Here is a 26,179-nt window from a genome sequence, read left to right on the forward strand (position 1 = left end):
TCTGGACCAGTCAAGGGTGTAGACCAGTCAATGACTCATCGATCCCGGCCGCGAACACCGGGCGGCCGCAAAGGGATCGGGCCCGGCCGCAGATGCGGCCGGGCCCGACTCGGAGCTGGGGGAGATCAGTTCAGCGGCTTCGCCAGGACCGCCTTGCGGTGGCTGAACGTCTCGATCGAGTACCGGCCGTGATAGCTGCCCATGCCGCTCTCCCCCACGCCGCCGAACGGCAGGTCGGACACGGTGAGGTGGGCGAGCGGCAGGCCGTAGCCGAGTCCGCCGGAGGAGGTTTCGGCGGCGATGCGCCCGCGGGTCTCCTCGGACTCGGTGAAGACGTACAGCGCGAGCGGCTTGTCGCGGTCGTTGATGAAGGCGATCGCCTCGTCCAGGCCGGACACGGTGACGATCGGCAGGATCGGGCCGAAGATCTCCTCCCGCATGACGGGCGACTTCGGGTCGACGTCCGCGAGCACGGTCGGCGCGATGTACTTGTCCGCACGGTCGCTGCCGCCGCCGACCGCCACCCGGCCGGAGCCGAGCAGGGCGCAGAGCCGGTCGAAGTGGCGCTCGTTGACGATCCGGCCGTACTCGGGCGAGGTCTGCGGGTCGGTGCCGAAGACGGCCTGGACGACACGGACCAGCGCGGCCTCCAGGGCGGCGGCGGTCTCCGGGTCGGCGAGGACGTAGTCGGGGGCGACACAGGTCTGCCCCGCGTTGAGGAACTTGCCGCGGGCCAGCCGGTCGGCGACCACGTCGAGGTCGGTGCCCCGGTCGACGAACACCGGTGACTTGCCGCCCAGTTCGAGGGCGACCGGGGTGAGGTGCTCGGCGGCGGCGCGCATCACGATGCGGCCGACGGCTCCGTTGCCGGTGTAGAAGATGTGGTCGAAGCGCTCGGCGAGCAGGGCCGTGGTCTCCGGGACACCGCCCTCGACGACGGCGACCGCGTCGGTGTCCAGATAGGCGGGGATCAGCCCGGCCAGGGCGGCCGAGGTGGCCGGGGCCAGTTCGCTCGGCTTGGCCACGACCGCGTTGCCCGAGGCGAGCGCGCCGACCATGGGAGCGAGCAGGAGCTGGGCCGGGTAGTTCCAGGGCGCGATGACGAGGACGACGCCGAGGGGGTCGTACTGCGTCCAGGCCGCGGCGTCGGCACCGAGGTGCGCCGGCACGGGCGCGGACTCCGGGCGCAGCCACTCGTCCAGGTGGTCGAGGGTGTGGTCGATCTCGCGGACGGTGAAGTCGATCTCGGTGCGGTAGGCCTCGGCGCTGCTCTTGCCCAGGTCGGCGTGGAGGGCGGTGGCGAGGTCGGCGCCGTTCTCCGTGAGCATCGCGCGCAGGCGCCGGAGCTGTCCGGTGCGCCACTCGACGGGCTTGGTGCGGCCGGTGCGGAAGGTGGCGCGCAGCCGGGCGACGACGTCGGCGGGCTGCTCGGGGGTGGGGTGGTTCACGGATGCCTCGCTGGTGGGCACGGACGGGTCGGCCCGAGCCCAGGGTCTCGTAGAGTCAGATGCAAACGCCAACCTTTCAGGTGCCCAAGTAAATTCCGGCAGCCGCTCTCAGTGATCAGGGTCACGTCGTCCGGTGGTCGAGGTCCCGGCGGCGCCGGTCCAGATACGCCCGTTCGGCCGCACTGGCGGCGAGATCGGCGGCCCGCGCGTACTCCCCCGCGGCCTCGGCGGGCCGGTCCAGGCGGCGCAGCAGGTCGGCGCGGACGGCGTGCAGGACGTGGTAGCGGGGCAGGTCGAGGGAGTCGACCAGCTCCAGGGCCTTGGCCGGGCCCTCGGCCTCGGCCACCGCGACCGCCCGGTTCAGCGCGACGACGGGCGTCGGGGCGAGGGCCGTCAGCTGGTCGTACAGGAGCAGGATCTGCCCCCAGTCGGTGGCGGCGGCGGTCGGTGCGTCGCTGTGCACGGCGTTGATCGCGGCCTGGATCTGGTACGGCCCCGGCCGGTCGCGGCGCAGGCAGCGACGGACCAGGTCCTGGCCCTCCTCGATCAGGGAGCGGTCCCACAGGCCGCGGTCCTGCTCGGACAGCGGCACCAGGACACCGTCCGCGTCCTGCCGGGCCGGCCGGCGCGCCTCGATCAGCAGCATCAGCGCCAGCAGGCCGGTGACCTCGGGTTCGTCCGGCATCAGCTCGGCCAGCAGCCGGCCGAGCCGTACGGCTTCCGTGCAGAGGGCGGGGTCGCCGGTGTAGCCCTCGTTGAAGATCAGGTAGAGGACGGCGAGGACGCCGCCGAGCCGGTCCGGCAGATCGGCGTCGCGGGGCACTCGGTACGGGATGCCCGCGTCGCGGATCTTGGCCTTGGCCCGCACCAGACGCTGGGCGAGCGTGGGCTCGGGCACCAGGAAGGCACGGGCGATCTGCGAGGTGCTCAGGCCGCCGAGCAGGCGCAGGGTGAGGGCGACCCGGGACTGCGGGGCGAGCGCCGGGTGGCAGCAGGTGAAGATCAGACGGAGCCGGTCGTCGGGCACGGGGCCCTCCTCGGGCGGTGCGTCGGGCGCGTACAGCCGGGCGGCCTCGGCGTGCCGGGCGTCCCGGGAGGACTCGCGGCGCAACCGGTCCACGGCGCGGTTGCGCGCGGTGGTGATGATCCAGCCGGCGGGGCTCGGCGGCACGCCGGTCTCCGGCCACTTGGCCATGGCGGTGGCGAAGGCGTCCTGCACCGCTTCCTCGGCGAGGCCGATGTCGCCGAGGAAGCGGACGAGGACGGCGACCGCACGCCCGTACTCCGCGCGGAAGACGCCCTCGATACCGGGGGCCTCGGCCATCAGTGCTGGTCCACGAACGGCCGTACCTCGATGGGGAGGGTGGTCGCCAGGGCGGCCTTCCGCCCCCACTCCAGGGCCTCGTCCAGGTCGGCGGCCCGGATCAGGCAGAGTCCGCCCAGGTACTCCTTGCCCTCGGCGAAGGGCCCGTCGGTGATGAGGACGTCGCCGTCCTCGGGGCGGAGCACGGTGGCGGTCTCCGGGCCGTGCAGTCCGCCGGCGAAGACCCAGGCGCCGGCCGCGCGCAGTTCGTCGTTGAAGGCCTCGACGTTGCGCATGATCTCGGCGAGCGCGTCGGGGGCGGGGGGCTGTCCCCCGGTCGGCTGGACCACGCTGAGCAGGTAGTGCTTCATGACGTCCTCCTGGGCTTCGTCCCGGGCGTCTTCCCGGTGTCGGGGGTGTCTGTCACCTCCTACACGAACGGCGGGAGCCCGGATCGACACCCCGCGCCACGGATCCGGAAGAAATGTCCGGCGGAGATCTTCGGAAAGAATCTTCCGCATGACCATCAGCGCACATCCGCTCGTCACCCGCGCCCGCAGGCTCGCCGCCGAACTGCTCCTGCCCGAGGCCGAGCGGGTGGACCAGGAGGGCGTCCCGGTGAGCCACATCGAGGCGGTGAAGCGGTCCGGGCTGCTGGGCGTGGTCGCGCCCGTCGCGTACGGGGGCTCCGGCGCACCGCCGGCCGTGCTGCGGGAGACCGCGGAGATCCTGGCCGGGGCGTGCTGCTCGACGTGGTTCGTGCAGACGCAGCACCACACGCCGGTGCAGACCCTGACGCAGAGCGGACTGCCCGTGCGGGAGCGGCTGCTGGGCCCGCTGTCGCGCGGGGAACTGCTGTCCGGGGTGGCGTACGCGCACCTGCGGTCGTACCCGCGCGTCCCGGTGCGGGTCCGGCGGGCGGGCGACGGGTGGCGGTTCGACGGGACCGTCCCCTGGTACACCGGGTGGGGTCTGAACGACGTGATGCTGCTGGCCGGGACGACTGACGCGGGCGAGGTGCTGTTCGCCTTCACCGAGGCGCGGGAGCAGCCCGGGCTGCGGGCCTCGGCGCCGATGCGTCTCGCGGCCCTCACGGCCGCCCGGACGGTGTCGCTGGAGCTGGACGGACTGCGGGTGCCCGAGGAGGCGGTGGCCCTGCGGGCACCGTACGAGACCTGGGCGCCCAGGGACCGGGCCAGGACGCTGAACGCCACCCCGGCGGTCTTCGGTGTCGCCGAGGCCGCACTCGCCCTGCTGGACGAGGAACCGGCCGCCCCGCTGCTCGCCCGCCTCGCCGACGTCCGCCGCCGGGCCTACGCTCTGGCCGATCACCCGGTACCGCACGAGCGGACCGAGGAGCGGCTGGCCGTGCGGGCCGAGGCGTACGACGTGCTGGGTGCGGCCACCACCGCGGCGGTGGTGGCCGGCGGCGGCCGGGCGATGGCCCTGACCAGCCGCGCCCAACGGCTGGCCCGCGAGGGGCTCTTCCTGCTGGTGCAGGGACAGACGGCCGAGACACGCCGGGCGCATCTGCGGGCGCTGGCCCTGGGGGCGGGCGGCGCGTGAACGGGGCAGCCGTTACGGCGGTCAGCCGCGGCGCAGTACGCGGCGCGCCACCGCGTGTGTGCCGACCGCGGCGGCCGTGGCGAAGGCGAGGCCCTGGACCACGTCGCGGGGGCGGGCGGGGCGCAGGACCCCGGCCCGGCGCAGGCGGCCGCGGGCCCAGAGCGTGAACGGCAGGACGACCAGCGGAGTGGTCACCGAGCCCGGCGTGTACCCACGGAACGCGGCCGCCTGGGCCAGGTGCACCACGCCGTGCAGGCCGAAGGCGTTGAGTGCCGTCTGATAGACGGCGGAGCGCCCGCCGGTGCGCTGCCCGTCGGCGGCGCACGCCGCGAGCACGACGGCCATGGCGGCGACGGCCGTCGTGAACTCGCGTCCGTCCACCGCCTCCAGCTGCCGCCACGCCGTCTCCGGCACCCGGGGAAACTTCTTGCGCAGCTCGGGGACCTGCGTCCGCACCCATCGCGGCACCATGACCACTTCCTCGGCGTCGTGCACGGCCCAGGCGGCCAGCAGCCCGAAGGTGACGGACGCTCCCACATCATGCGGATCTCGTGTCATGAACCCGCATTCTGCCAGGCGAAGTTACCACTCAGTAGGCGAAGGGCACCTCGGCCCGGAGCGTGTCCGGCTTCCCGCCGGGATGCCGCCACAGCCCCTGCGCGGCAAGCCGGGGGAGCACACCCTCGCCGAACCAGTACGCCTCCTCCAGGTGCGGATAACCGGAGAGCACGAACTCGTCGATGCCGAGGGCGTGGTACTCCTTGATCCGCTCGGCGACCTCGTCATGGCTGCCGACCAGGGCCGTGCCCGCGCCGCCGCGCACCAGGCCGATGCCGGCCCAGAGATTGGGGTGGATCTCCAGGCCCTCGCGGCTGCCGCCGTGCAGGGCGAGCATGCGCCGCTGGCCCTCGGACTCGCTGCGGGCCAGGCCCTCCTGGACGGACCGCACGGTCGCCGAGTCGAATCCGTCGAGCAGGCGGCCGGCCTCGGCCCAGGCCTGCTCGGCGGTGTCGCGGGTGATGACGTGCAGACGGATGCCGAAGCGGAGGGTACGGCCGTGCCGCGCGGCCAGGTCCCCGATCCGGGCGGTCTTCCCGGCGACCTGTGCCGGCGGCTCCCCCCAGGTCAGGTACACGTCGGCGTACCGGGCGGCGATCTCCAGAGCGATGGGCGAGGAGCCGCCGAAGTACACCTCGGGCACCGGATCGGGCACCCGGCTCAGCTTCGCGTCCTCGACCCGGAGGCGCTCACCGCGCAGGTCGACGTTCTTTCCCTGCCACAAGTCCCGGACGATGTGCAGGAATTCTCCGGTACGGCGGTAACGGTCGTCCTTGTCGAGGAAGTCGCCGTAGGCCCGCTGCTCGCGGCTCTCGCCGCCGGTGACCACGTTGAGGAGCAGCCGTCCGCCGGTCTGCCGCTGGAAGGTGGACGCCATCTGCGCGGCGAGCGTCGGCGAGACGGAGCCGGGCCGGAAGGCGACCAGGAACTTCAGCCGCTCGGAGTTCTGGCTGACCATGGCGGTGGTCAGCCACGCGTCCTCGCACCAGGCGCCGGTCGGGGTGAGCGCACCGACGAACCCCAGGTCCTCGGCGGCCCGGGCGATCTGGCTCAGATAGGCGACCGTCGGCGGCCGGTCCCGGGAGGAGACGGTGGCCGGGGTGCCGTGGCCGCCGCCGACGACGTGCCGGCTGTCGCCGTTGGTGGGCAGGAACCAGTGGAAGGTGAGGGACACGCGGGGTCTCCGTTCTGGAATGTGTGTCCGCGCAAGCCGTGCTGCGGAGACCGGGCCCGCCGTCCGCCGGACGGCGCTTTCACGTGCGCCGCGGGCATGCGGAGGTCCTGTCGCGGAATTGCTCGCCGATGTTCTCGGTCACGCCGAATTCCACGCGCGCCGAAGGCGAGGGGAATGTCGGGCAATGCCGGAAGAAAGAAGAGAAGCGCCGGGTCTGCGGGGAGAGTTCGTCGATCAGGCCATGGCGCGACAGGAGGCGCTGGAGACGCGCGCGAGGTCGACGTGGCGTCGCCGCGTGAGGTCCAGTCGCATCGTCATGCCGTTGATCGTGGCAGTCGCGTGCGAGAGCCGTCAAGGAGAACCGGATCGCTCTCGCGTCGCGGACCCTTGAATTCCACGAAGGCGTGACAGGAATTCCCTGAACCGGGGGCAGACCGCTCATTCCGCGGGCCGTGCGGACCGAACGGCAGGAACACATGGCGGCAGTGACCGGGGTCAGGACCTGCTGTCCTCCTCCACCCCCTCGACCACGACGAGGAACGCGTCGGACCTCAGGTCCATCACCACGGTCGCGGGCTCGCCCTCGGCGCGGCGGGCTGCCGCGTACTCCTCCGCGGGCCATGATCCACGCGGGGCTCCCGCAGGGAACCGCTCCAGCACCCTCGCACCCATGACGGCCGGTCACCTCCAGCATCGGAAGCCGAACGGAACGCACGTCCCGTATCTCTGCGGTTGCCCGCGATCGGCCGGGACATGTCATCCGGATCGCCGGCCGGCGCGTGCATCCGCGGGCCCGACCGGACCGGAATATCCCGGTGTCCGCACCTTCCGTTCCCCGGAGCCGCACCATGTACGTCTCGGTCGTCCTGTTCACCGCCGATCTGCGCCTGCACGACCACCCGCCCCTGCGGGCCGCACTGGACGGCACCCGCGAGGTCGTGCCCCTGTTCGTCCGCGACCGGGGCGTGGCGGACGCGGGATTCGCGGTGCCCAACCGGCTGGCCTTCCTCGCCGACTGTCTGCGCGATCTCGACTCGGGGCTGCGCCGGCACGGCGGGCGGCTGGTGGTCCGCTCCGGCGATCTCGTCGAGGAGGTGTGCCAGGTGGTCGCCGAGGCGGACGCCGACGAGGTGCACATGGCCGCCGACGTCAGCGCCTACGCGCACCGCCGGGAAGCGCGGCTGCGCCGGGCCCTGGAGGCCGACGGACGCCGGTTGCACGTGCACGAAGCGGTGACCACCGCGCTCGCGCCCGGCGCCGTGACGCCGGCCTCCTCGGACCACTTCGCCGTGTTCACGCCGTACTTCCGGCAGTGGTCGCGGCAACGGATGCGCGACCCGCTCGGCGTGCCCCGCACGATCCGGGTGCCGGAGGGGGTCGGGTCCGAGGAGGTCCCCTCCCGTGCCGGGCTGCCGGGCGTGTCCGCGGGGCTGGCCGCGGGCGGGGAGCGGGAGGGCCGCAGGCGGTTCTCCGCGTGGCTGCGCCAGGGCATCGCGGACTACGAGGACCGGCACGACGACCTGGCCGTCGACGCCACCTCCCGGCTCTCGCCGCACCTGCACTTCGGCACGCTCTCCCCCGTGGAACTGGTCCACCGGGCCCGCGGGGCGGGCGGCCCGGGCGCCGATGCCTTCGTACGGCAGCTCGCCTGGCGCGACTTCCACCGGCAGGTGCTGGCGGCGCGGCCGGCCGCGGCCACCGCCGACTACCGCACCAGGCACGACCGCTGGCGCACGGAGCGGACGGCCCAGGAGGACATCGAGGCGTGGCGGGAGGGCCGTACCGGCTATCCGGTCGTCGACGCCGCGATGCGCCAGTTGCGCCACGAGGGCTGGATGCACAACCGTGCCCGGCTGCTGGCCGCGAGCTTCCTGGCCAAGACCCTCTACGTCGACTGGCGGGTGGGCGCCCGCCACTTCCTGGACCTGCTGGTCGACGGGGACGTCGCCAGCAACCAGCTCAACTGGCAGTGGATGGCCGGGACCGGCACCGACACCCGTCCCCATCGCGTCCTCAACCCGGTCACCCAGGCCAGGCGGCACGACCCCGACGGCAGCTACGTGCGGCGCTGGGTACCCGAACTGGCGCGACTGGAAGGCCTGGCGGCGCACGAGCCGTGGAAGCTCCGGGGCCCGGAGCGGGACGCGGTCGACTACCCCGGCCCCGTCGTCGACCTGGCCGAGGGCCTGGACCGGTTCAGGCGGGCTCGCGGACGCGCCTGAGGACCGTGCGCTCCGCGACGGGAGGCCGGCGGCTCTCAGGGCAGTCGCCCGCAGGCCGCCGTCAGTGTGCCGAGGGCCTCGGGCAGGCTCGTCGGGCGGAGCATGCCCTGGCTGGGCCGGCCCGCCCAGCCGGGGCCGCCGAGGACGACCAGGGGCCGCGACCGGGCTCCCTTCACCCCCCACCGGGTCTCCGCGACGTGCTGCGCCAGCGGCAGGCTCGCCGTGGAGCGGGCCTGCGCCCACAGGACGACGGCGGCCGGACCCAGGCGCCGTACCGCCGCCGTGAGCGCCTCCGCCGGGACCGCGGCTCCGAACATCCGGGTGGCGACGGCGAGTTGGCTCAGTCCGGCGTTGAGCGCCTCCAGGGGCAGGGTGTGCTGTTCACCGGGCACGCAGGCGAGCAGTACCGGGCCCGTCGCGGGTCCGTCCGCCGCGACGGGCGGTCGCGTGTGCCGGCGCAGGACGGTGGAGACGTGCCAGGACAGCAGGTGTTCCACCTCCACATAACGGTCTCCTGACGAGGCCCACTTGCGGCCCACGGCGTGCAGGGTGGGCACCATGACCTCCTGCCAGGCGCGGGCGAGGCCGAACCCGGCCACTGCGGCGGCCAGTCGGCCCTCCACGGCGGGCGCGTCCAGGCGTACGGCCGCGCGCGCCAGGCCCCGGGACTCCTGGCGCACATCGCCCGTCGCAGCCGGGGCGGCCACGGGTGCGGGCGGGCCGGCCGCCGTCCCGTCCTGCGGGGGCCCGGCCACCTCCGCTTCGCTCCGCGCGAGACGTGCCGCCTCGGCAGGGGGCAGACCGGCCGAGGTCAGCCGGCACATCGTCTCCAGCGCGGCCACGTCGCGGGGCATCCAGCGCCGGTGCCGGCCCGCCGCACGCTCGGCCGGGCCGATGCCGTAACGGCGCTCCCACGAGCGGAGCGTGGTGGGCGAGACCCCGAGCCTGCGGGCGAGGGCCCCCGTTGTCACACCCGCCTCGGTAGCCCGTACGTCCGGGCCCGGGCCGGATCGGTCGGCGCCGACGCGTTCCCCGTCCATACCATGACTATACGGTGCAGAATCGCTGCGAGTTGTGGTCCTGATCCCGGGGCTCCCACGATGACGGCACCGTCCCGACCGAGGAGCCGTGGTCATGACCCCGAATCCGGCCGCAAGCGCCCTCCTCGCCGTGCGCCCCGCGCCCGAGCCTTCGGCCGGGGCACCGTCGCGGGGTCCGGTCGGGGAGCCGTACGGCGACGAGGCACTGGCCCGGCGCCTGCCGACGGGCGACGACGCCTGCGTGGCCGCCGTCCACCGGCGCTGGTCCGGGCTGGTGTACGGCATGGCGCACCGCTGCCTGGGCGACGCCGGGGAGGCGGAGGACGTCACCCAGCGGGTGTTCATCGGGGTGTGGCGGGGCCGGCACCGGTACCGGCCCGAGCGCGCTCCGCTGGCCTGCTGGATCGTCGGCATCACCCGGCGCGAGATCGTCGACGCCCTGTCCGCGCGCACCCGGCGCGCGGCCCTGGTCGCAGCCGCGGGCTCCGCTCTCGCGCTCGCCGGCACCGGCGAGCCGGGGCCGGAAAGGGCACTGGATCGCGTCCTGGTCCTGCGCGCACTGGCCCAACTCCCCGCCCCGCAGCGGAAGGTCCTGTGCCTGGCCTTCTACGAGGACCTCACCCACACGCAGATCGCCGCCCGCACGGGGTGGCCCCTCGGCACCGTGAAGAGCCACGCCCGGCGCGGCCTGCACCGGCTCCGCGACGCGCTCGAACAGCCGGCCGGGGGGTTCGATGCGGAAACGGTGCGCATGCGTGGAGACCGCCGCTGAGGCGCCGCTCCCCCTGTCGGCCCCCGGAGAGAGTCGGCGCTCTTCGGGGGCGCTCCGCCCGTCCGGACGGCGCACCTCGAAGGGACGCGAAGATATCTGTACATACAGGACGACCCCTACACATAAAGAGCCAATAAGAGCAAACTGGGTACGCGGCGCTTACCGCACACCGCACCAGACGCGGTCAGGCCTGGAAGTCACAAAGGAGACTGAACATGGCCAACGTCTCGCACAGGGGTGACATGGCGACCCACCCCGATGTCTCCGAAATGCGGGCACGCTACGCCCGCATGCTCGGCGGCCGTGATGTGGCGCTCGTGGACGGGCCGGTGTTCCTGCTCGGCCTGTACTGCTCGGCGTCCCCGTGGATCCTGCACTACACGACGAGCCAGCCGGCCCTGGCGACCCACAACCTGATCATGGGCATCGCGATAGGCCTGCTGGCACTGGGATTCACCACGGCCCCCGCGCGGATGTACGGCCTCAGCTGGGCCATCTGCGCCATGGGCGTCTGGATGATCATCGCGCCGTGGATCGTGGGCAGCAGCCCGGATACCGGCGTGATCCTCAACAACATCATCATCGGCGCGCTGGCCGTCGTCCTCGGGCTGATGTGCGCCGGTACGGCGGCGAAGAGCGCCCCCAAGCCATAGAGACAAGACACTAGGGAAGGAGGACCACGTCAAGACAGTGAAGGCCACGAAGAAACGCGAGGCCGGTCCGCCCGGGCGGACCGGCCTCGCCGGTGCCCGCACCGGATACTCGAGACATCGGCACGGCCGACCTCGGATACCCAAGCGCAACGGGGAAGCCACCTGTCGATTCAAAGGTTGAGCGGCGAATAATTCGACGATTCGTACGGAACGCTACAAATATCTGTTACACAACGGATGGGTGGCCTTGATCCTCGGTCCGTAGCGTCGAAGACACCGCCGAACGCAACCGATCGAAGGACAGTTCACCGATGCGTGCACTTCGCACCCTGCGCACCACCCTCGTCGCCACCGGCGTCGCCGCCGCCCTCGGCGCGTCGGCCACCGGTGCCTTCGCCGCCACCGCACAGAACGCTCCCGCAGCCCACACCTCGGCCCAGAGCAAGGCCCAGCGTGTCGCGCTCAAGACGGTGCGGCTCGCGGACAAGGTCTCCGTGGCGAAGGTCTACAAGACCGGCAAGCACCGGTACGAGGCGGACGTCTGGGCCAAGGGCACGAAGTTCGGCACCCTCGTCAGCGAGGGCAAGCCCGCGTACGGCCAGAACAACGGCCTGCACGTCACCCTGCACCCGAACGGCACGGTCACCTCCTGGGTCGAGCGGGCCAAGCCGAAGCCCCAGCCGAAGCCCGCCGCCAAGCCCGTCCTCGTCGCCTCGGCGACGCTGGGCGACGGCGCCTCCAAGGCGGAGGTCTACCGGATCGCCCCCAACCACTACGTGGCCGACGTCTCCGCGAACGGCACCTGGCTCGACACCCTGGTGGCCAACGGCCGTACCGCCTACGGCCAGAACAACGGCCTGCATGTCGTCCTGCAGCCGGACGGGCAGCTGTCGTCCTGGGTGGGCTGAGCCCCGCCGGCGGACCGGCCGGGCCCGGCGGGCATCAGGCCCGGGCCGGTACAGCGAACGAGATCCACACATCCGGGGGCAGCTCCGGCCGGTCGGGCACCGCCCTCGATTCGCGGGTCCAGGCATCTCCGGCCAGCTCCCGGGCCACGCGCGGCCAGAACCGCACCGCGGCCTGATTGTCGTGCTGGTACGCGATCTCCCAGGATCCGGGGTGCCGCCGCAGCACCTCCCGCGCGGCCCGCAGCCCGATCCCCTGCCGACGGGCGCCGCGCACGACGAAGAAGCTGTTGAGCACCCGCACGGGGCCGTCCAGCGCGCGCACGAACGCGAAGCCGACGGGGCGCCCACCGCAGGTCATCAGGTACGGCGCCCAGCCGGGCTCGGTGAAGGCGGACCCGAGCCACTCGCTGCGGAAGCTGCCGTCGGGAGCGGGCAGCACGCTCCGGAACTCGGACAGGTCATGGCGGAACAACGGCCACAGCCGTTCCACGGTGGGCCGGTCCTCGGGGGTCGCGGGGCGGACGATCAGGTCCGGGAGAATTGTCTCGGTCATAAACGCAGTCTCCCCGGCGGACTTCGGGGTCCGGACCGGGGAGACCTGTACAACTGGCCGTTATCTTAGCTCACTTCGAGGGCGGGCCGGTATTCCTCGGCGATCTCCTTCTCGCCGAACGGCCACACCTTCTCCCTCCGCGCCCAGACCCAGAAGGCCGCACAGCCCAGGACGAGCCAGGCCAGGGACCATTCGATGGGATGGCGGCCCGGGGAGTTCTTGTCGGCGTAACCGTAGATCACACACCAGCCGGCGAAGGCCACGATGCCGGGCAGCGGGTACAGCCACATGCGGTACGGGCGGCGCAGGGTCGGCTGCCGCCCCCGCAGGACCGTGAGCGCGAGGATCTGGGCGAGCGCCTGGACGATCACCATCACGGTCGTGAGCAGCTGGATCAGGGTGGCGAGGTCGGTGTGCCGGCCGATCAGGAATCCGACCGCCGTGATGACGCCCATGGTCGCCAGGCCCAGCGTCGGGAAGCGGTGCCTCGGGTGCAGCTTCTCGTAGGGGCGGAAGAAGACCCGGTCACGGGCGGCGTCGTAGGGCACCCGTGAGCCGCCGAGCAGGCCGGTGAAGACCGAGGCGAAGGCCGTGATCAGGATGAGGACGGTGACCGTGTCGGCGGCACCCTTGCCCCAGGTCTTCTCCAGCACGGCGGAGGCCACGGAGGTGGAGGCGATGTCGTTCGGATCGGACATGCGGTGCCAGTCGATGACGCCGAGCGTGCCGATCTGGAGCAGCAGGTAGATCGCCATGATGCCGAGGATCGAGAAGAGGATGGAGCGCGGCAGGGTCCGGCCGGGGTCCTTGATCTCGGCGCCCATGTACGCGGTGGTGTTGTAGCCGAGGTAGTCGTAGATGCCGATGGTCAGGCCCGCGGCGAAGCCGAGCCAGAAGTGGTCGCTCGTCAGGTCGAAGGCGCGGGCGGGGTAGGTGAAGGCCAGGTGGGGGCTGAAGTCGGTGGCCGCGGCGACGATCACCAGGAGGACCGAGGCGATCATCACGGCCCACATCACGGCGGTGATGCGGGCGATGTGCTCGATGCCGCGCCACAGCAGGAGCACCACCAGGGCGATGACGCCGAGGCCGACCAGGTCGCCCGTGGTCCGGCCGAGGCCGGGGGCCAGATAGCCCAGGTACTGGACGAAGCCGACCACGCCGGTGGACATGATCAGCGGGATGAAGAGCATCGCCGTCCACACGAAGAGGAACGGCATCAGACGGCCGGTGCGGTACTGGAAGGCCTGGCGGAGATAGACGTAACTGCCGCCCGAGCCGGGCATGGCGGCACCCAGTTCGGCCCACACCAGCCCGTCGCACAGCGCCAGTACGGCACCCGCGACGAATCCGATGACCGCCTGCGGGCCGCCGAACGCGGTGACCATCAGCGGGATCGTCACGAACGGGCCGATGCCGCACATCTGGCTCATGTTGATGGCCGTGGCCTGGAACAGGCCTACACGGCGGACGAAACCACCCACGGGTGGCGGACTACCGGACATGGGGACTCCTGACGCGACGGGCGCACGGGCCGCCGACTCGGCGGTGACTGGCCCGGCCGGGCTGCTGGCCGATAAAGTTAAGGAGCCTTACTAGAGGCGTCAAGTACGCGCCAAAAATGGATGAGAATGGTGCGATGACCGCCAGTGACGTCGCAGCGCAGCAGGGCCGGCCCTGGAGCCGCCGACGCCTGCGCAGCACCAACGAGCGGCTTCTGCTGGACCGGCTGCGCGCCCTCGGCGCCGCGTCGCGCGCCCAACTGGCCCGCGAGACGGGCCTGTCGAAGCCCACGGTGTCCAGCGCGCTGGCCTCGCTGGAGGCCGCAGGACTGGTCCACGAGGTCGGCACCCACGCCCCCGAACGCGGGCGCACCGCCGTGCTGTACGCCCCGGACCCGGCCGCCGGGTACGCGCTCGGCGTGGACATCGGCCGCGGCTGGCTGCGCATCGCGGTGGTCGATCTGGACGGCACGGTGGTCGCCCGGGCCGACGTACGCAACCGGGCACGCACCTCCGCGGCCATGGCCGACCTGGTCGTGGGCACCGCGCGCCAGGTGATCGGCAACTCGGGTGTGGACCCGGCCGAGGTGGTGCACGGGGTGGTGGGCACACCGGGCGTGTACGACGAGAAGCAGCGGCGGGTGCGGTACGCGATGCATCTGCCGGGGTGGGGCCGCGCGGGACTCTTCGACCGGATGCGCGAGGAACTGGGCGTGCCGCTGGAGGTGCACAACGACGCCAACCTGGCCGCGCTGGGCGAGTACACGTACGGCGTCGGCGCCGGCAGCCGGCTCTTCGCCTACATCCTCATCGGCACCGGCCTCGGGATGGGCGTCGTCAATGAGGGACGGCTGTTCACCGGGGCGCACGGGCTGGCCGGGGAGATCGGGTTCCTGCCCTGGCCGGGACAGCGGAAGCCGGAGCGGCTGGAGGACGCGGTGTCGGGGGTGGCCGTGGTGGAGGCGGCCCGGCGGTTCGGGATGAGCGGGCAGCTCACCGCGAAGGCCGTGTTCGACGCGGCCCGGCAGGGCAACCCGGCCGCGGTGCGGGCGGTGGAGCTGGAGGGCGAGCGGATCGCGCACACCGTGGCGGCCGCGGCCGCGGTGCTCGACCCGGACCTCGTCGTGCTCGGCGGCGGGGTGGGTCACAGCGTGGACCTGCTGCTGGGGCCGGTCGGCGAGCACCTGCGCACCCTGACCCCGCTGCGGCCGCGGATAGCCCCGAGCCGACTCGGCGAGGACGCGGTGCTGCTGGGCGCGGTGGCGACGGCGCTGGGCACGGCGCGGGACGTGGTGTTCGAACGCAGGACGGGCGAGGGCTGACCTGTTCACGCCCGACGCCAAGCACCGCGGTGGCCACGGTCGTTGACACGACCCTCGCGGCCCCTTACCTTGAGCCAGGTTAGTAAAGTTTCCTAACTTTACGAGGCTGGAGACCGCCGTGTTCCCTCGCCCCGCCCCCGGACGCCGGCTCACCACCGCCGCCGCGGTTCTGGCCCTGCTGGGCACGCTCACCACGAGCGCCTGGGCCGGATCCCGGGAGCGGGACCCGGGGCCGCGCGAAGAGGCCGCGGTCACCCGTGTCCCGTCCGCCGCGGGCTCCGCGACCCCGCTCGACGGGTACACGATCCAGTCCACGGCGAAGGTGACCGACTCCCCGGCGGCCGTCTCCTCCCCCGGCTATCCGGCGACCGGCTGGTACCCGGCGGGGTCCCGCTCCACGGTCCTGGCCGCCCTGCTGGCCGCGGGCCGGTACGCCGATCCGTTCCACTCCACCGACCAGCAGAAGATCCCGAAGGCGGACTTCGAGGTCCCCTGGTGGTACCGCTCCGACTTCACCGTCGAGGACACCTCCCGCCGCACCCGGCTCGACTTCAGCGGTGTCGTCTCGGCGGCCGACGTCTACGTCAACGGCACACAGGTGGCCAAGGCCGCGGACGTGACCGGCGCCTACACCCGCCACGAACTGGACATCACCTCGCTGGTGAGGTCCGGCACCAACACGGTCGCCTTCCGGATCCGGCCCAACGACCCGAACAAGAACCTGACCATGGGCTGGATCGACTGGCTCCAGCCGCCGCCCGACCGGAACATGGGCATCGTCCGTGATGTCCTGGTCCACCGGGGCGGTCCGGTGAGCCTGCACGACGCGCACGTGGTGACCAAGCTCGCGGTGCCCTCGCTCGCCACCGCCGACCTGACCGTCAGGGCCGAGGCCCGCAACGACACCGGATCGGCGGTCACGGCCGAGGTCACCGGCAGCGTCGCCGGGACGGACTTCCGCACCTCCGTGCCGCTCGCCGCGCACGAGACGAAGACCCTCACCTTCTCCCCCGCCGACGTCCCCGGCCTGCGGCTCACCTCCCCGCGGGTGTGGTGGCCGGCCGGCATGGGCGGACAGCCGCTGTACGACCTCGACCTCACCGCGTCCGTGTCCGGCACGGTCTCGGACTCCGCCCACGAGAGCTTCGGCATCCGCGATGTACAGGCGCCCCTGAACTCCGACGGCGCCCGTCAGTACCGGATCAACGGCCGCAAGCTCCTGATCAAGGGCGGCGGCTGGTCCCCCGACGAGTTCCTGCGCTGGGATCCGGCCTACGTGGAGGACCGGCTCAAGTACGCCCTCGACCTCGGGCTGAACACCATCCGCCTGGAGGGCCACATCGAGCCGGACGAGTTCTTCGGCCTCGCCGACCGCTACGGCGTGCTCACGCTGCCGGGCTGGGAGTGCTGCGACAAGTGGGAGGGCCAGGTCAACGGGGACGGCGAGTCCGGCGACAAGTGGACCGCCGCCGACTACCCGGTCGCCAAGGCCTCGATGGCCGCCGAGGCCGCCCGGCTGCGCGATCACCCGAGCGTGATCTCCTTCCTGATCGGCAGCGACTTCGCACCCGACGCGACGATCGAGAAGAACTACCTGGACGCCTTGAAGGCGGCCGACTGGCCGGTCCCTGTGGTCTCCTCGGCTTCCGACAGGTCCTCGCCCCGGCTCGGCAGCTCGGGCATGAAGATGACCGGGCCCTACGAGTGGGTCCCGCCGAACTACTGGTACGCCAAACGCGAGGGCGGAGCCACCGGCTTCAACTCCGAGACCAGCGCGGGCCCCGACATCCCGACCCTCGACACCCTGCGCCGGATGATGACACCCGCCGAGCTGGACACGCTCTGGAAGAACCCCGACGACAGGCAGTACCACCGCTCGCCCTCACCCGTCTTCGGCACCCTCAAGATCTACGACAACGCCCTGAGCGGCCGCTACGGCGCCCCGAAGGGCCTGACCGACTACGTGCGCAAGGCGCAGCTGGCCCAGTACGAGAACGTGCGCGCCCAGTACGAGGCCTACGAGCGCAACGCCACCGACGCCGACAAGCCCGCCACCGGGATGATCTACTGGATGTTCAACAGCGGCTGGACCTCGCTGCACTGGCAGCTGGCGGACCGCTATCTGGACCAGGGCGGCGCCTACTTCGGCGCGAAGAAGGCGAACGAGCCGCTGCACGTCCAGTACTCCTACGACAACCGCTCGGTGGTCGTCGTGAACAACCGGCACGCCGACGCCGGCGGGCTCACCGCGCGGGCCACGCTGTTCAACCCCGACGGCACGCAGAAGTACGACAAGACCGTCACCGGAGTGACGGTGAACGGGGACGGCGCACACGGCACCGCGCTCACCCTGCCGTCGTCGGTGAGTGGACTGTCGAGCACGTATCTGCTCCGGCTGACCCTGACCGACGCGGACGGCAAGGAGGTGAGCCGGAACGTGTACTGGCTCTCCACGAAGGCCGACACGCTCGACTGGGCGAAGACCGACTGGTACCACACGCCGACGACCGGCTATGCGGACCTCGAGGGACTCTCCTCGATGGCACAGGTACCGGTGTCGGCGACGGCGTCGACGCAGTCGTCCGACGGCATGTCGACGACGACGGTGACCGTGCGCAACACGGGTGACGGCAGGACGCCGTCCCTGTTCACTGACGTCCACCTGGTCGACGCCCAGGGCAGGCCGGTGCTGCCGGTGCGGTGGTCGGACAACGAGGTCGGTCTGTGGCCGGGCGAGTCGGTGACGCTCACCGCCACCTACCGGACCGCCGATCTGCACGGCTCGGCGCCGCAGGTGCGGGTCTCCGGCTGGAACACGCCCGAGCGGACGGTCCCGGCCGCCTGAGCCACGCGGGGGTGGACCGGGCGGCCCACCCCCGCGTGGCTCAGCTGACGCTGAGCGCGGTGTCGTCGACGACGAACGACGTCTGGAGGGTGGAGCCCTCGGTACCGGTGAACTTGACGGTGACCGTCTGGCCCGCGTAGTTCGCGAGGTCGAAGCTGCGCTGGGTGTAGCCGCTCGCCGCGTTCAGGTTCGAGTAGGTCGCGAGGGTCGCCAGCACCGTTCCGCCGCTGCCCAGGACCTGGGCCTTCAAGGTGTCGTAGGCCGTCGAGGTGGTCGTCTCGGCGGTGTCGACATGGAGGTAGAAGCTCAGGGTGGCGTTCGTGCACCCGGCCGGGATGGTCACCGACTGCGCGAGGGTGTCGGTGTGGGCGGAGCCGTAGCCGTTCAGCCAGGCCTTGTAGGAGCCGGTGCGGGCGGCCTCGCCGGTGTCGTTGCTGATCACACCGCTGGACGCGGTCCAGGAGGTGGCACCGGACTCGAAACCGGGGTTGGCCAGCAGCTGCGCGGCGGTGCAGGTGCCGCCACCACCCCCACCGCCGCCCCCGCCGCTGGTGCCGGAACCGGCCAGCCAGGCGGTGGCGTTGAGGGCGAGGGCCGCGTTGGTGGCGCCGGAGTCGTTCCAGCCGTCGTAGAGCGTGTTTCCGGACTGGCCGGTGCCGTCGTCGATGGGCGAGCTGTCGCCCCAGAAGGCGACGCGGCCGCTGCCGAAGGTGGACGTCAGGAAGAAGGCGCCGGTGTTGCCGGAGTATCCGCTGCGGTAGACCAGCCCCTTGACGGAGGAGTTGTCGGAGGGCTTGAGGGTGGCGGTCGTACCGTCGGCGATCAGGCTCTTGGTGACCGTGCCGAAGGAGCCGTGCAGCACCGGGTCGCCGCTGTCGCTGATCGCGGCCGGGTAGCCGGACTTGACGTCCAGCGAGTCGATGGAGAAGCCGAACGGGTCGGTCGAGTCGACGCTGTTGTTCGTCATCAGGTCGTTCAGGATCTCGACCGCGTCCTGGCCGTCGTTGTTGCGGTCGGCGCCGGTGTGGTCGGAGATCATGAACAGACCGCCGCCGTTCTTCACGAAGTTCATGATCGCCGTCTTCTCGGCGGTCGTGAACAGCGTGTTCGGTTCGGGCAGCACCAGCGTGTCGAAGTTCGACAGGTCGGTGGCGGACGAGCCGCCGTAGCTGAGGCTGGAGCCCGACGGCAGCGTCTTCAGGCTGTAGTCGCCGGTCTTCTGCAGGGCTACGCCCCAAGAGGAGAGGGCGCCGGTCCAGTCGGTCTCGGCGGACGGGGAGGAGTCCTGGCCGAGCGGGTCGGGCTGGCTGGTGGAGATGATCCAGTCGGCGTTGCCGGCCGTCTCGGCGTGGGCGTTGTCGAACAGGATCCGGTGCGCCGTGGCCGCGTGGGCGGGGGTGGCGCTGGTGCCGACCTGCAGTGCTGCCGAGGTGACCAGCAGCCCGAGTCCGGCCAGGGCGGTGGTGAATCTGCGGCGGGATCTTCTCGATCCGAGCATCCGGCGAACCTCCATGAGGGGTGGGGAGAGGCGGTGCGGGCGCCAAGTCTGCGCGCGTAGAGCCGGCTTGAGAGTTCTACACGCGTCAATTTGTTGAAAGGTACATGGCATGACCGCTCGGTGAACAGAAAGTCCCGGCAATAACCGGAGCGGACCGCCTCCGGCCGTCGCGCGCCGCCGTCCCTCAACTCCCGTACAGATAGGGGGTCGTGGTGCTCAGAGCGTGGAAGCCGAGGCGTTCCAGGATCGGACGGCTCATGGCTGAGGCGTCGACCTGGAGGTAGCGGTAGCCGTGGGCGGCGGCGACCCGGGCTCGGTGGGCGACCAGGGCGCGGTAGATGCCCCGCCCCCGCCAGGCTTCTACGGTGCCGCCGCCCCACAGTCCGGCGAAGCGTGTGCCGGGCACCAGTTCCATGCGGGCGGCACTGACGGGCTCGTCACCGGCGAGCGCCACCACGGCGACGACCGTGCCGGGGTCGGCGGCCAGCCGGGCGAGCAGCCGGTGACGCAACCGGGTGCCGTCGGTGCCGAAGGCCTTCTCGTGCACGTCCACGACGAGGTCGACGCCGGCCGCGTCGGCGGCCTGGACGACATGGATCCTGGTGGGCGGCTCGGCGTCCAGGGCGAGGCGGGCGACCTCGCCGATCATCAGCGTCTCCTCGGGCTCGGTGCGGAATCCGGCGGCGGTGAGCCTGGAGGCGAGGTCCACCGGCCGGTCGTGGCCGTACAGCTTCCACTCGAAGTCGCGGCCCAGGCCGGTGAAGTACGCGACCTGTTCGGCGATCGCCCCGTCCGCGCTCGCCGCGTCCAGGTCCGACCACACAACGCCGTTCCAGCCCTTCGCGTCCGCGACCTGACGGACGACGGCACCGGTCCGCTCGATGCGGGCCCCGGGCCCGTCGGGGCGGGCGCCCTCACGCATGTCCTGGTCGTAGCGGGCGAGCACGGCGGCATGATCCATGGCCTCACTCCAGCATCCGCACCTGGACCGGGCAACCGGATTACCCGTCCGTCCGCCGGTCGCACGGCGGACGGACATGTGGTGAGGCGGTCGCGGGCCGGGCAGCCGATTGCGGACCTGGACGCGGTCCACGTGCGCCCGACATCACCCCGGCAAGTTCAGTAACATGCGAGCGCAGCCGTGGTGAGTGCCGTACGGAGGTGCAGCAGTGACCGAACTGTCCGGGGAAGTCGGCCAGTTGCCCGCCGAGTCGGCCACGGCGACGGCAGCGGGCGAGGATGAAGCTCATCGGCCGGAGCTGTCCGTCGGCGTGCGGCGGGACGCCGGAACCAGTGGCATCGGCATCAGGGAACGCTGAAACGCCGATGTCGGGACTGCGCGCGGAGCGTGCCGCCGAAGTCATCGTCACCCGCCCGGACGGCACTCGGCTGCGGGGGTCCGGATATCTCGTGGCGACCGGTCTGGTGCTCACGGCCGCGCACGTGGTGAGGGGCGCGAAGGCGGTCACCGTGCGCTTCAACCCGGACCAGGACGACGAATGGAGCGCCCCCGCACAGGCCCGCTGGTTCGGACCCGGCCGGACGGACGCCGCTCTGCTCGACATCGGCCCCGGCCCGCACTCCTCGCCGACCCGAGAGGTCGACCCCGTGTCGTTCGGCGCGCCGGGATCCGACAACGCGGTGCTGACCTGCAGCGCCGTGGGATTTCCACGGTTCAAGCTGCGCCAGTGGCCCGACGGATCGGTCGCCCGCGACGTCTGCCATGCGTGGGGGCATGTCCCGGTGCTGTCCAACCTCCGCAGCGGCACACTGGAGTTCAGGGTTCCCCCTCCCGAACGCACCGAGCGGGGCTCACCCTGGGAAGGCATGTCCGGCGCCGCCGTCTGGGCCGAGGGCCGCGTCATCGGCATCGTCGTGGAACACCACCGCGCGGAGGGGCCGGGGACGCTGACGGTCAGTCGCGCCGACACCTGGGCGGGAAGGGGCGACGGGCCGGGCGGTGAGCTGCTGCGGCGGGCGGGCCTCGGCATCCCTCCGGAGCCGGTCGGGGCCGCGGCCGGGGACCTCCGCGTGGCCGAGGGCTATCGGGCGCAGGCCCGGTCCGTCGCACCGCCCGAACTGCTGGACCGGGAGCGGGAGTTCGAGGAGGTGCTGCGGTTCTGCGCGGGGCCGGGGGGCTACCAGTGGTGGCAGGCGCCGCCCTGGCACGGCAAGACGGCATTCACCGCCTGGCTCGCCGCACATCCGCCCTCCGGAGTGGCCGTGGCCGCCTTCTTCATCACGCGCCGCGACACCGGTCAGTGCGACAGCGAGGCCTTCGCCCAGGCGATGTCCGCCCAACTGGCAGCCGTCGCAGGCGAATCCCCGGTTCAGGGCATCGCACCCGGCACGCACGCGCGGGAGTGGCACCGGCTGCTGGAGGCCGCCGCCCGCCGGCAGCGCCGGCACAGACGGCTGCTGGTGATCGTGGACGGTTTGGACGAGGACCTGTCACAGACCGCGTCCCCGCGGCGGCCCAGCATCGCATCACTGTTACCCCGTCACCTCCCGGAGGGCGTCTTCGTCCTGGTCACCAGCCGCCCGCGGCCGGGACTGCCCGCCGACCTGCCCGGCGACCACCCGTTGCGGCACTGTGAGCCGCGCCCGCTCGCCCCTTCGCCGCACGCCACCCGGCTGCGGTACGAGGCGGAGTACGAACTCGGGGAACTGCTCGCGGGGGACTCGGCCGAGCGGCAGGTGATCGGGCTGCTCGCCGCGGCTGGCGAGGGTCTGAGCCGTGCCGAGCTGTGCGCACTGACCGGCATGCCGGCCCACCGGCTCGACCGGCTGACGAGCGGCCCGCTCGGCCGCAGTCTCGCCGAGCGCACATTTCCCGTCTTCCTCGGCGAGAGCCCACACGTCCGTACCGCGCTCGTCTTCGCGCACGACACCCTGCTCACCACCGCACTGCGGCTGCTGGACGACGAACTGCCCGCACTGCGGGAGCACATCCACCGCTGGGCCGACACCCACCGGGACCGCGGCTGGCCGCCCGACACCGCCCACTTCCTGCTCAGCGGGTACGGCCGCATGGTCCTGACCGAAGCCGACCCGGGGCGTGTCGCCCGGGTGATCGCCGACCCGGTACGGCACGACCGGATGGCGTCGCGGCTGCTCGGTGACGGCCCCGGGCTGCGGGAGTCGAGCGCCGCTCGGCGCCTGATCGCACAGGACGCCTCCGAGGACGCGCTGCGGGCCGCCGTCCTGCTGGCCGCGGCGCACGACCGGCTGCGGGGGCGCGCCCCGGACGGCGACGGGGAACTGGCGTTGCTGCGCGCCCGGCTGGGGCAGAACGATCGTGCGCAGGCGCTCGCCGAGGCGATGCCGGAGGGCGAGGCGAAGTGCTTCACCCTGATCCGGCTCGCGGACCACCTCGCCGAGTCCGAGCCACGGCGGGCGGTGACGCTGGCGGGTGCGGCGATGACACTCGTGCACGCCGCGTCGCCCTCCTCCTACCGGTCGGTGCCCGCCATCGCCGCCGTACGCGCGGGTGGGGTGCTGATGCGGCTGGGCAGCCCGGAGGCCGCACCCGCTCTGCGCACGGCGCTCGGCATGGTGGCCGCCGACCGCGCGGCCCGGCGCGAGCGAACGGCCGAAGACGGCGCCTCCGGGTGGACGAATGAGGTGCTCGTCTCAGCGGCCGAGTCCTTCGGTGCCGCCGGTGACCTGGACGGCGTGTGTACCGTCTGGTCCACCGGCCACGATGCCGAGGGGCGGGCGACGGCCCTGCTCCGTGCCCTCGCCTCGTTCGCGCGGCACGGCCATCGCTTCCCCACGGACCACCTGACGGACGGTCCGGGCGACGCGCCCGGCTGGCCGGACGCCGTGCGCGCCGCATGGCCGGCCGCCCTGGCCGGGGTGGGCGCGGACGAGGATGCCTGGCAGGCCGTGCATGAGGTGGCCGAGGGGCGCCGGGACCCCGTGCTCGTCGCGATGAGTGAGGCCTTCGCCGAGGCCGGTGATCTCGCGCAGGCCCTGCGCGCCGCGCGCACCGTCACCGGCCCCGGAGCCCGGCGGCGGGCTCTCCTGGACCTGGCTCCGCGTGCCTCGAACGCGCAGGACGGGCTGCGTCTGATCGAAGAGGCATGCCCGCACGGTCATACCACCGCCGCGCCGTCGGCCGACTGGCCGTGCGGTGGAGCGTGCGCGGCCCTGCGCGTGCGGGCGCTGGGCACCTTGGACCGCTGGGACGAGGCGCTTGCCGTGTCCGCGCTGGCTCACTCCATGCGCTTCCGCCAGGAGGTACGCCGGCAGACGCTCACCGCTCTGGCCCTGCGCGGCCGCTGGCGACAGGCACAGGATCTGCTGGCACGCTACCGGGCCGAGGACGAGCCGGAGCACTGGATCCGCGCCGCGGTCTCCCTCATGTACACGGGATGCGACACCGCCCAGCGGGAGGCCGCGTCGCTGGCGGAGGAACTGCTGGCCGCGCCACCGGAACCGCTGAGCGTGGAGGAACAGCTGCGGCTCCGCTCGATCGCATGCGACGTGCTCGCCCGGGCCGGTCGCTGGCGGGCCCTGGCCACCCGTCTGGAGCCCCTCACGTTTCTGTCTCCCGACGGCGACACGGTGCTCGGCATCGCCGAGGCGGCCGCCGAGTCGCTGGATCGGCACCCCGAGCGGAAGGCTGAGGTGCTGGACGCGCTCTGTCCCGTCCTGGGCCCGGACGTCTGGTCCGCGGCACTCGCCCGGGCCTGCGCCCGGCGGGGCCAGTGGCGTACGGCGGTCTCGATGGCCCGGGACATCACGGATCCCGTGGGCCGACGCACGGCACTCACCCAGGTGGCCGCGGCCCTCGTCGAGCGTGAACCACGACGCGCGAGCGACCTGGCGGACGAGGCCGAGCGCACCCCGGCGTTCGCGCGCCCCGGCCCGTTCGGAACCGCCACCCACGCACCGCTCACCCTCACCGGCTGTGCAGAGGCGCTGGCCCCCGTCCTTCCGGACCAGGCGCTGCGAGCGGCCCACTCCGCCGCCCAGGCTCTCTTCACCACGCAGGAGCTGCGGGGGCGGTGCGCCGTGGCGCTGGCCCGCGCGGGCGACGGTGCCGCCGCCGTCGGCGTGCTGGACCAGCTGCGCGATCCCGATTGGCGGTGCCGGACACGGGTGGCACTGGTCGCCGCCGCGGTCGCGGCCGGGCTACGGGAGGAGTCCCGGCGCCTCACCATGGAGGTGCTCGGCTCGGAGGACAAAGCCGCGCTTCCCGAATGTCTCGCGCTCATCGCGGCGGCCGGCTTCCACGACCCGGACACCGCCGCCGGACTCAGGCGGGAAGCCGCCCATTGGGCCGCCGTATCCGTGCTCCGCCCGGCCGACAGGGCGCGATGCCTGACGGCCGTACTGCGGCACTGCCCGGCCACGGACCGGACGACGGTGTCGGTAGCCGCTCGCGATCTGGCCGCCGCGCTCGACTCCGTGCAGAGTCCCGGCAACGCGCTCCCGCTGGCCGCGCGGGCCGCCGTGGCGCTGGAGCCCCTCGACCGGGAGGCCGCTGCCCGCTTCGCCGCCAGGGCCCTGGCGGCAGCGGCGGCCCTCGACCCGGTGTGGCCCGGCGAGGCCCCGGCCACGGCTGTCGCCGACGCCACCACGGTGCTGTGCCGGGTCGGCGGTCTGACGACGGTGTGGAGACAGGCCGGATCGCGTGACTCCGACGCCCTGGGCGACATCCTGCCGGTGCTGCTCGCCGGAACCGCCGCCGGGACGGTCTTCGCAGCGCCCGACCGGGCAGCGGAACAGGCCCGGGAAGCAGCGGGGCTGCTGCGCGGGTACCGAGGCCGGCTCGGCGTTCATCCTGCCCTGGGCCGACAGGAGTTCATCCTGCCGGAGCCCGTCCTCGACTGCCTGACGGTGTCCGCCGGTGCGCTGGCCGCCCTGGACGAGTGGCCCGATGCCCGAGCCCTGCTGGAGCACGTGCGCAGCCCGTGGCAGCGTGACATCGCCTGGGCACGGCTCGCGCGCTCCCTGGCGGCCGACGCCGAACGACCCGAAGCCGACCGCGTCGTCCGTCAGGCCGCCGACCGGGCACTGCGCCAGGCGTTGGCGGGCGACCGCTGGCCCGACGTACTCCCTCTGCCGGCAGCCCGGCACCCGGACACCCTCGCCGGGGCCTGTGCACTGACCCTCGACACGGCCGTGCCGCCGCCGACAGCCCCCGGCCAGGGCCGCGGGGTCACAGTTCACCCGGTGGGGCCGTCCTTCTCGGCCAGCAGCGTGCCATCGGGACCGTAGACGAAGACGTGCACCATCCAGCCCGCGTACTGAGCCTTGTGCACGGCGAGGACGGTCGTGTCCAAAGTGTCGTCGTACGGGAGCAGGCCCGTCGAACTCTTCCCGTCGTAACCGGTGCCGGTCCCGCCCCCCTGCTTGTCCGGGTAGTAGGAAGCCCATTTGACGAGGCACTCCTGGCCTCGCAGCCCCACGATGTCCATGTGGACCGCGATGTCCTCGTAGGAGGAACTCGCCGAGTTCGTTCCTTTGCTGACAATGCGGGTGATACGGGCGGACACCGTCGGGGACGGGGACGGCGTGTCGGCGCCCATCGTCTCGGTCACCGTGGACGTCGGTGCCGGGTCCGGTGTGCCGGGGCTGCAGCCGTGCACCTGGTAGATCAGTCCGGTGATCGCGGACACCACGATCGGCGCCACCGCGTAACGCCACACTCCGTCGCCGTGCGAGCCCCCACCGTTGGCGGACTGGCCGTGCTGCTGTGTCCCGTCCGTCATCAGCACCCCCGAGGTGATGACTTGTCAACTTCTGGTGTTTCCAGGCTACTTCAATCCCACGGCAAGGGGACTTGACAGCCAGGGGGTGCGACCGCC

The 26,179-nt window shown here is 72.5% G+C and carries 22 protein-coding genes; 9 read left to right on the forward strand and 13 right to left on the reverse strand.

Features of this window, described 5'->3' with window-relative positions; all coding sequences use genetic code 11:
* Positions 1–125: 125 nt before the first annotated feature.
* From AVL59_RS27550 to AVL59_RS27560, 3 genes are read right to left on the reverse strand one after another with little or no spacing between them, the layout of a single operon-like run.
* A complete protein-coding gene (locus tag AVL59_RS27550; RefSeq protein WP_079147013.1) occupies positions 126–1,520 on the reverse strand; it encodes an aldehyde dehydrogenase family protein in 1,395 nt (464 codons plus the stop codon).
* Between the two features lie 49 nt (positions 1,521–1,569).
* Positions 1,570–2,772, reverse strand: a complete 1,203-nt coding sequence (locus AVL59_RS27555) for an RNA polymerase sigma factor (RefSeq protein WP_067309515.1) — start codon at positions 2,770–2,772, stop codon at positions 1,570–1,572.
* Positions 2,772–3,122: a YciI family protein gene (locus AVL59_RS27560; RefSeq protein ID WP_067309518.1), complete on the reverse strand. Its 351-nt coding sequence runs from the start codon at positions 3,120–3,122 to the stop codon at positions 2,772–2,774. Before AVL59_RS27560 ends, AVL59_RS27555 begins: the two co-directional genes overlap by 1 nt.
* A 148-nt stretch (positions 3,123–3,270) precedes the next feature.
* Between AVL59_RS27560 and AVL59_RS27565 the strand changes: the two genes are divergently transcribed.
* Positions 3,271–4,317 carry an acyl-CoA dehydrogenase family protein gene (locus AVL59_RS27565; protein ID WP_067309521.1) on the forward strand — a complete coding sequence of 349 codons (1,047 nt, stop codon included), beginning with the start codon at positions 3,271–3,273 and terminating at the stop codon, positions 4,315–4,317.
* A gap of 21 nt (positions 4,318–4,338) precedes the next feature.
* On the opposite strand, the gene AVL59_RS27570 is transcribed toward AVL59_RS27565, so the two are convergent.
* From AVL59_RS27570 to AVL59_RS53305, 4 genes are all read right to left on the reverse strand, one after another.
* The gene (locus AVL59_RS27570; protein WP_067309524.1) at positions 4,339–4,875 is read right to left on the reverse strand and encodes an HXXEE domain-containing protein; all 537 of its coding nucleotides are present in this window, start codon (positions 4,873–4,875) and stop codon (positions 4,339–4,341) included.
* A 31-nt stretch (positions 4,876–4,906) separates the two neighbouring features.
* Entirely contained in the window at positions 4,907–6,049 is a 1,143-nt protein-coding gene (locus AVL59_RS27575) for an LLM class flavin-dependent oxidoreductase (RefSeq protein ID WP_067309527.1), read from the reverse strand.
* Between the two features lie 234 nt (positions 6,050–6,283).
* On the reverse strand, positions 6,284–6,367 hold the full coding sequence (locus tag AVL59_RS56665; RefSeq protein WP_372450312.1) for a putative leader peptide: 84 nt from the start codon (positions 6,365–6,367) through the stop codon (positions 6,284–6,286).
* 177 nt (positions 6,368–6,544) lie between these two features.
* Positions 6,545–6,721: a hypothetical protein gene (locus AVL59_RS53305; RefSeq protein ID WP_167549301.1), complete on the reverse strand. Its 177-nt coding sequence runs from the start codon at positions 6,719–6,721 to the stop codon at positions 6,545–6,547.
* 176 nt (positions 6,722–6,897) lie between these two features.
* On the opposite strand from AVL59_RS53305, the gene AVL59_RS27580 reads away from it, so the two are divergent.
* Positions 6,898–8,271, forward strand: coding sequence for a cryptochrome/photolyase family protein (locus tag AVL59_RS27580; RefSeq protein WP_067309530.1), 1,374 nt, complete (start codon positions 6,898–6,900; stop codon positions 8,269–8,271).
* A 35-nt stretch (positions 8,272–8,306) separates the two neighbouring features.
* Here AVL59_RS27580 and AVL59_RS27585 read toward each other — a convergent pair whose 3' ends face one another.
* Positions 8,307–9,311: a MerR family transcriptional regulator gene (locus AVL59_RS27585; RefSeq protein ID WP_067309532.1), complete on the reverse strand. Its 1,005-nt coding sequence runs from the start codon at positions 9,309–9,311 to the stop codon at positions 8,307–8,309.
* Positions 9,312–9,405: 94 nt separating this feature from the next.
* On the opposite strand from AVL59_RS27585, the gene AVL59_RS27590 reads away from it, so the two are divergent.
* The 3 genes from AVL59_RS27590 to AVL59_RS27600 all read left to right on the forward strand — a co-directional run bounded on the left by AVL59_RS27590 (position 9,406) and on the right by AVL59_RS27600 (position 11,644).
* A complete protein-coding gene (locus AVL59_RS27590) occupies positions 9,406–10,083 on the forward strand; it encodes an RNA polymerase sigma factor (protein ID WP_079147014.1) in 678 nt (225 codons plus the stop codon).
* A 215-nt stretch (positions 10,084–10,298) separates the two neighbouring features.
* Positions 10,299–10,736, forward strand: a complete 438-nt coding sequence (locus tag AVL59_RS27595) for an SPW repeat protein (RefSeq protein ID WP_067309535.1) — start codon at positions 10,299–10,301, stop codon at positions 10,734–10,736.
* Between the two features lie 311 nt (positions 10,737–11,047).
* On the forward strand, positions 11,048–11,644 hold the full coding sequence (locus tag AVL59_RS27600) for a fibroblast growth factor (protein WP_067309538.1): 597 nt from the start codon (positions 11,048–11,050) through the stop codon (positions 11,642–11,644).
* A gap of 34 nt (positions 11,645–11,678) precedes the next feature.
* Here AVL59_RS27600 and AVL59_RS27605 read toward each other — a convergent pair whose 3' ends face one another.
* Together AVL59_RS27605 and AVL59_RS27610 are read right to left on the reverse strand one after the other, a co-directional pair.
* A complete protein-coding gene (locus AVL59_RS27605) occupies positions 11,679–12,197 on the reverse strand; it encodes a GNAT family N-acetyltransferase (protein ID WP_067309541.1) in 519 nt (172 codons plus the stop codon).
* A 65-nt stretch (positions 12,198–12,262) separates the two neighbouring features.
* Positions 12,263–13,699: an APC family permease gene (locus tag AVL59_RS27610; protein ID WP_079147015.1), complete on the reverse strand. Its 1,437-nt coding sequence runs from the start codon at positions 13,697–13,699 to the stop codon at positions 12,263–12,265.
* A gap of 134 nt (positions 13,700–13,833) precedes the next feature.
* On the opposite strand from AVL59_RS27610, the gene AVL59_RS27615 reads away from it, so the two are divergent.
* Both AVL59_RS27615 and AVL59_RS27620 read left to right on the forward strand, forming a co-directional pair.
* Positions 13,834–15,018, forward strand: a complete 1,185-nt coding sequence (locus tag AVL59_RS27615; RefSeq protein WP_067309544.1) for an ROK family transcriptional regulator — start codon at positions 13,834–13,836, stop codon at positions 15,016–15,018.
* Between the two features lie 118 nt (positions 15,019–15,136).
* The gene (locus AVL59_RS27620) at positions 15,137–17,863 is read left to right on the forward strand and encodes a glycoside hydrolase family 2 protein (protein WP_067309547.1); all 2,727 of its coding nucleotides are present in this window, start codon (positions 15,137–15,139) and stop codon (positions 17,861–17,863) included.
* A gap of 40 nt (positions 17,864–17,903) precedes the next feature.
* Here AVL59_RS27620 and AVL59_RS27625 read toward each other — a convergent pair whose 3' ends face one another.
* Both AVL59_RS27625 and AVL59_RS27630 read right to left on the reverse strand, forming a co-directional pair.
* Entirely contained in the window at positions 17,904–19,361 is a 1,458-nt protein-coding gene (locus AVL59_RS27625) for a M6 family metallopeptidase (RefSeq protein WP_067309549.1), read from the reverse strand.
* 184 nt (positions 19,362–19,545) lie between these two features.
* A complete protein-coding gene (locus tag AVL59_RS27630; RefSeq protein ID WP_067309552.1) occupies positions 19,546–20,322 on the reverse strand; it encodes a GNAT family N-acetyltransferase in 777 nt (258 codons plus the stop codon).
* Between the two features lie 208 nt (positions 20,323–20,530).
* Here AVL59_RS27630 and AVL59_RS52615 point away from each other — a divergent pair, with 208 nt between their 5' ends.
* A complete protein-coding gene (locus AVL59_RS52615) occupies positions 20,531–20,680 on the forward strand; it encodes a hypothetical protein (protein ID WP_159400100.1) in 150 nt (49 codons plus the stop codon).
* Between the two features lie 7 nt (positions 20,681–20,687).
* Entirely contained in the window at positions 20,688–25,589 is a 4,902-nt protein-coding gene (locus AVL59_RS27635; RefSeq protein WP_067309555.1) for a trypsin-like peptidase domain-containing protein, read from the forward strand.
* On the opposite strand, the gene AVL59_RS27640 is transcribed toward AVL59_RS27635, so the two are convergent.
* Complete coding sequence (locus AVL59_RS27640) at positions 25,538–26,083, reverse strand: hypothetical protein (protein WP_159400101.1); 546 nt, start codon at positions 26,081–26,083, stop codon at positions 25,538–25,540. The genes AVL59_RS27635 and AVL59_RS27640 overlap by 52 nt on opposite strands.
* Between the last annotated feature and the right edge of the window lie 96 nt (positions 26,084–26,179).

This window comes from Streptomyces griseochromogenes, assembly GCF_001542625.1.
GTDB lineage: Bacteria > Actinomycetota > Actinomycetes > Streptomycetales > Streptomycetaceae > Streptomyces > Streptomyces griseochromogenes.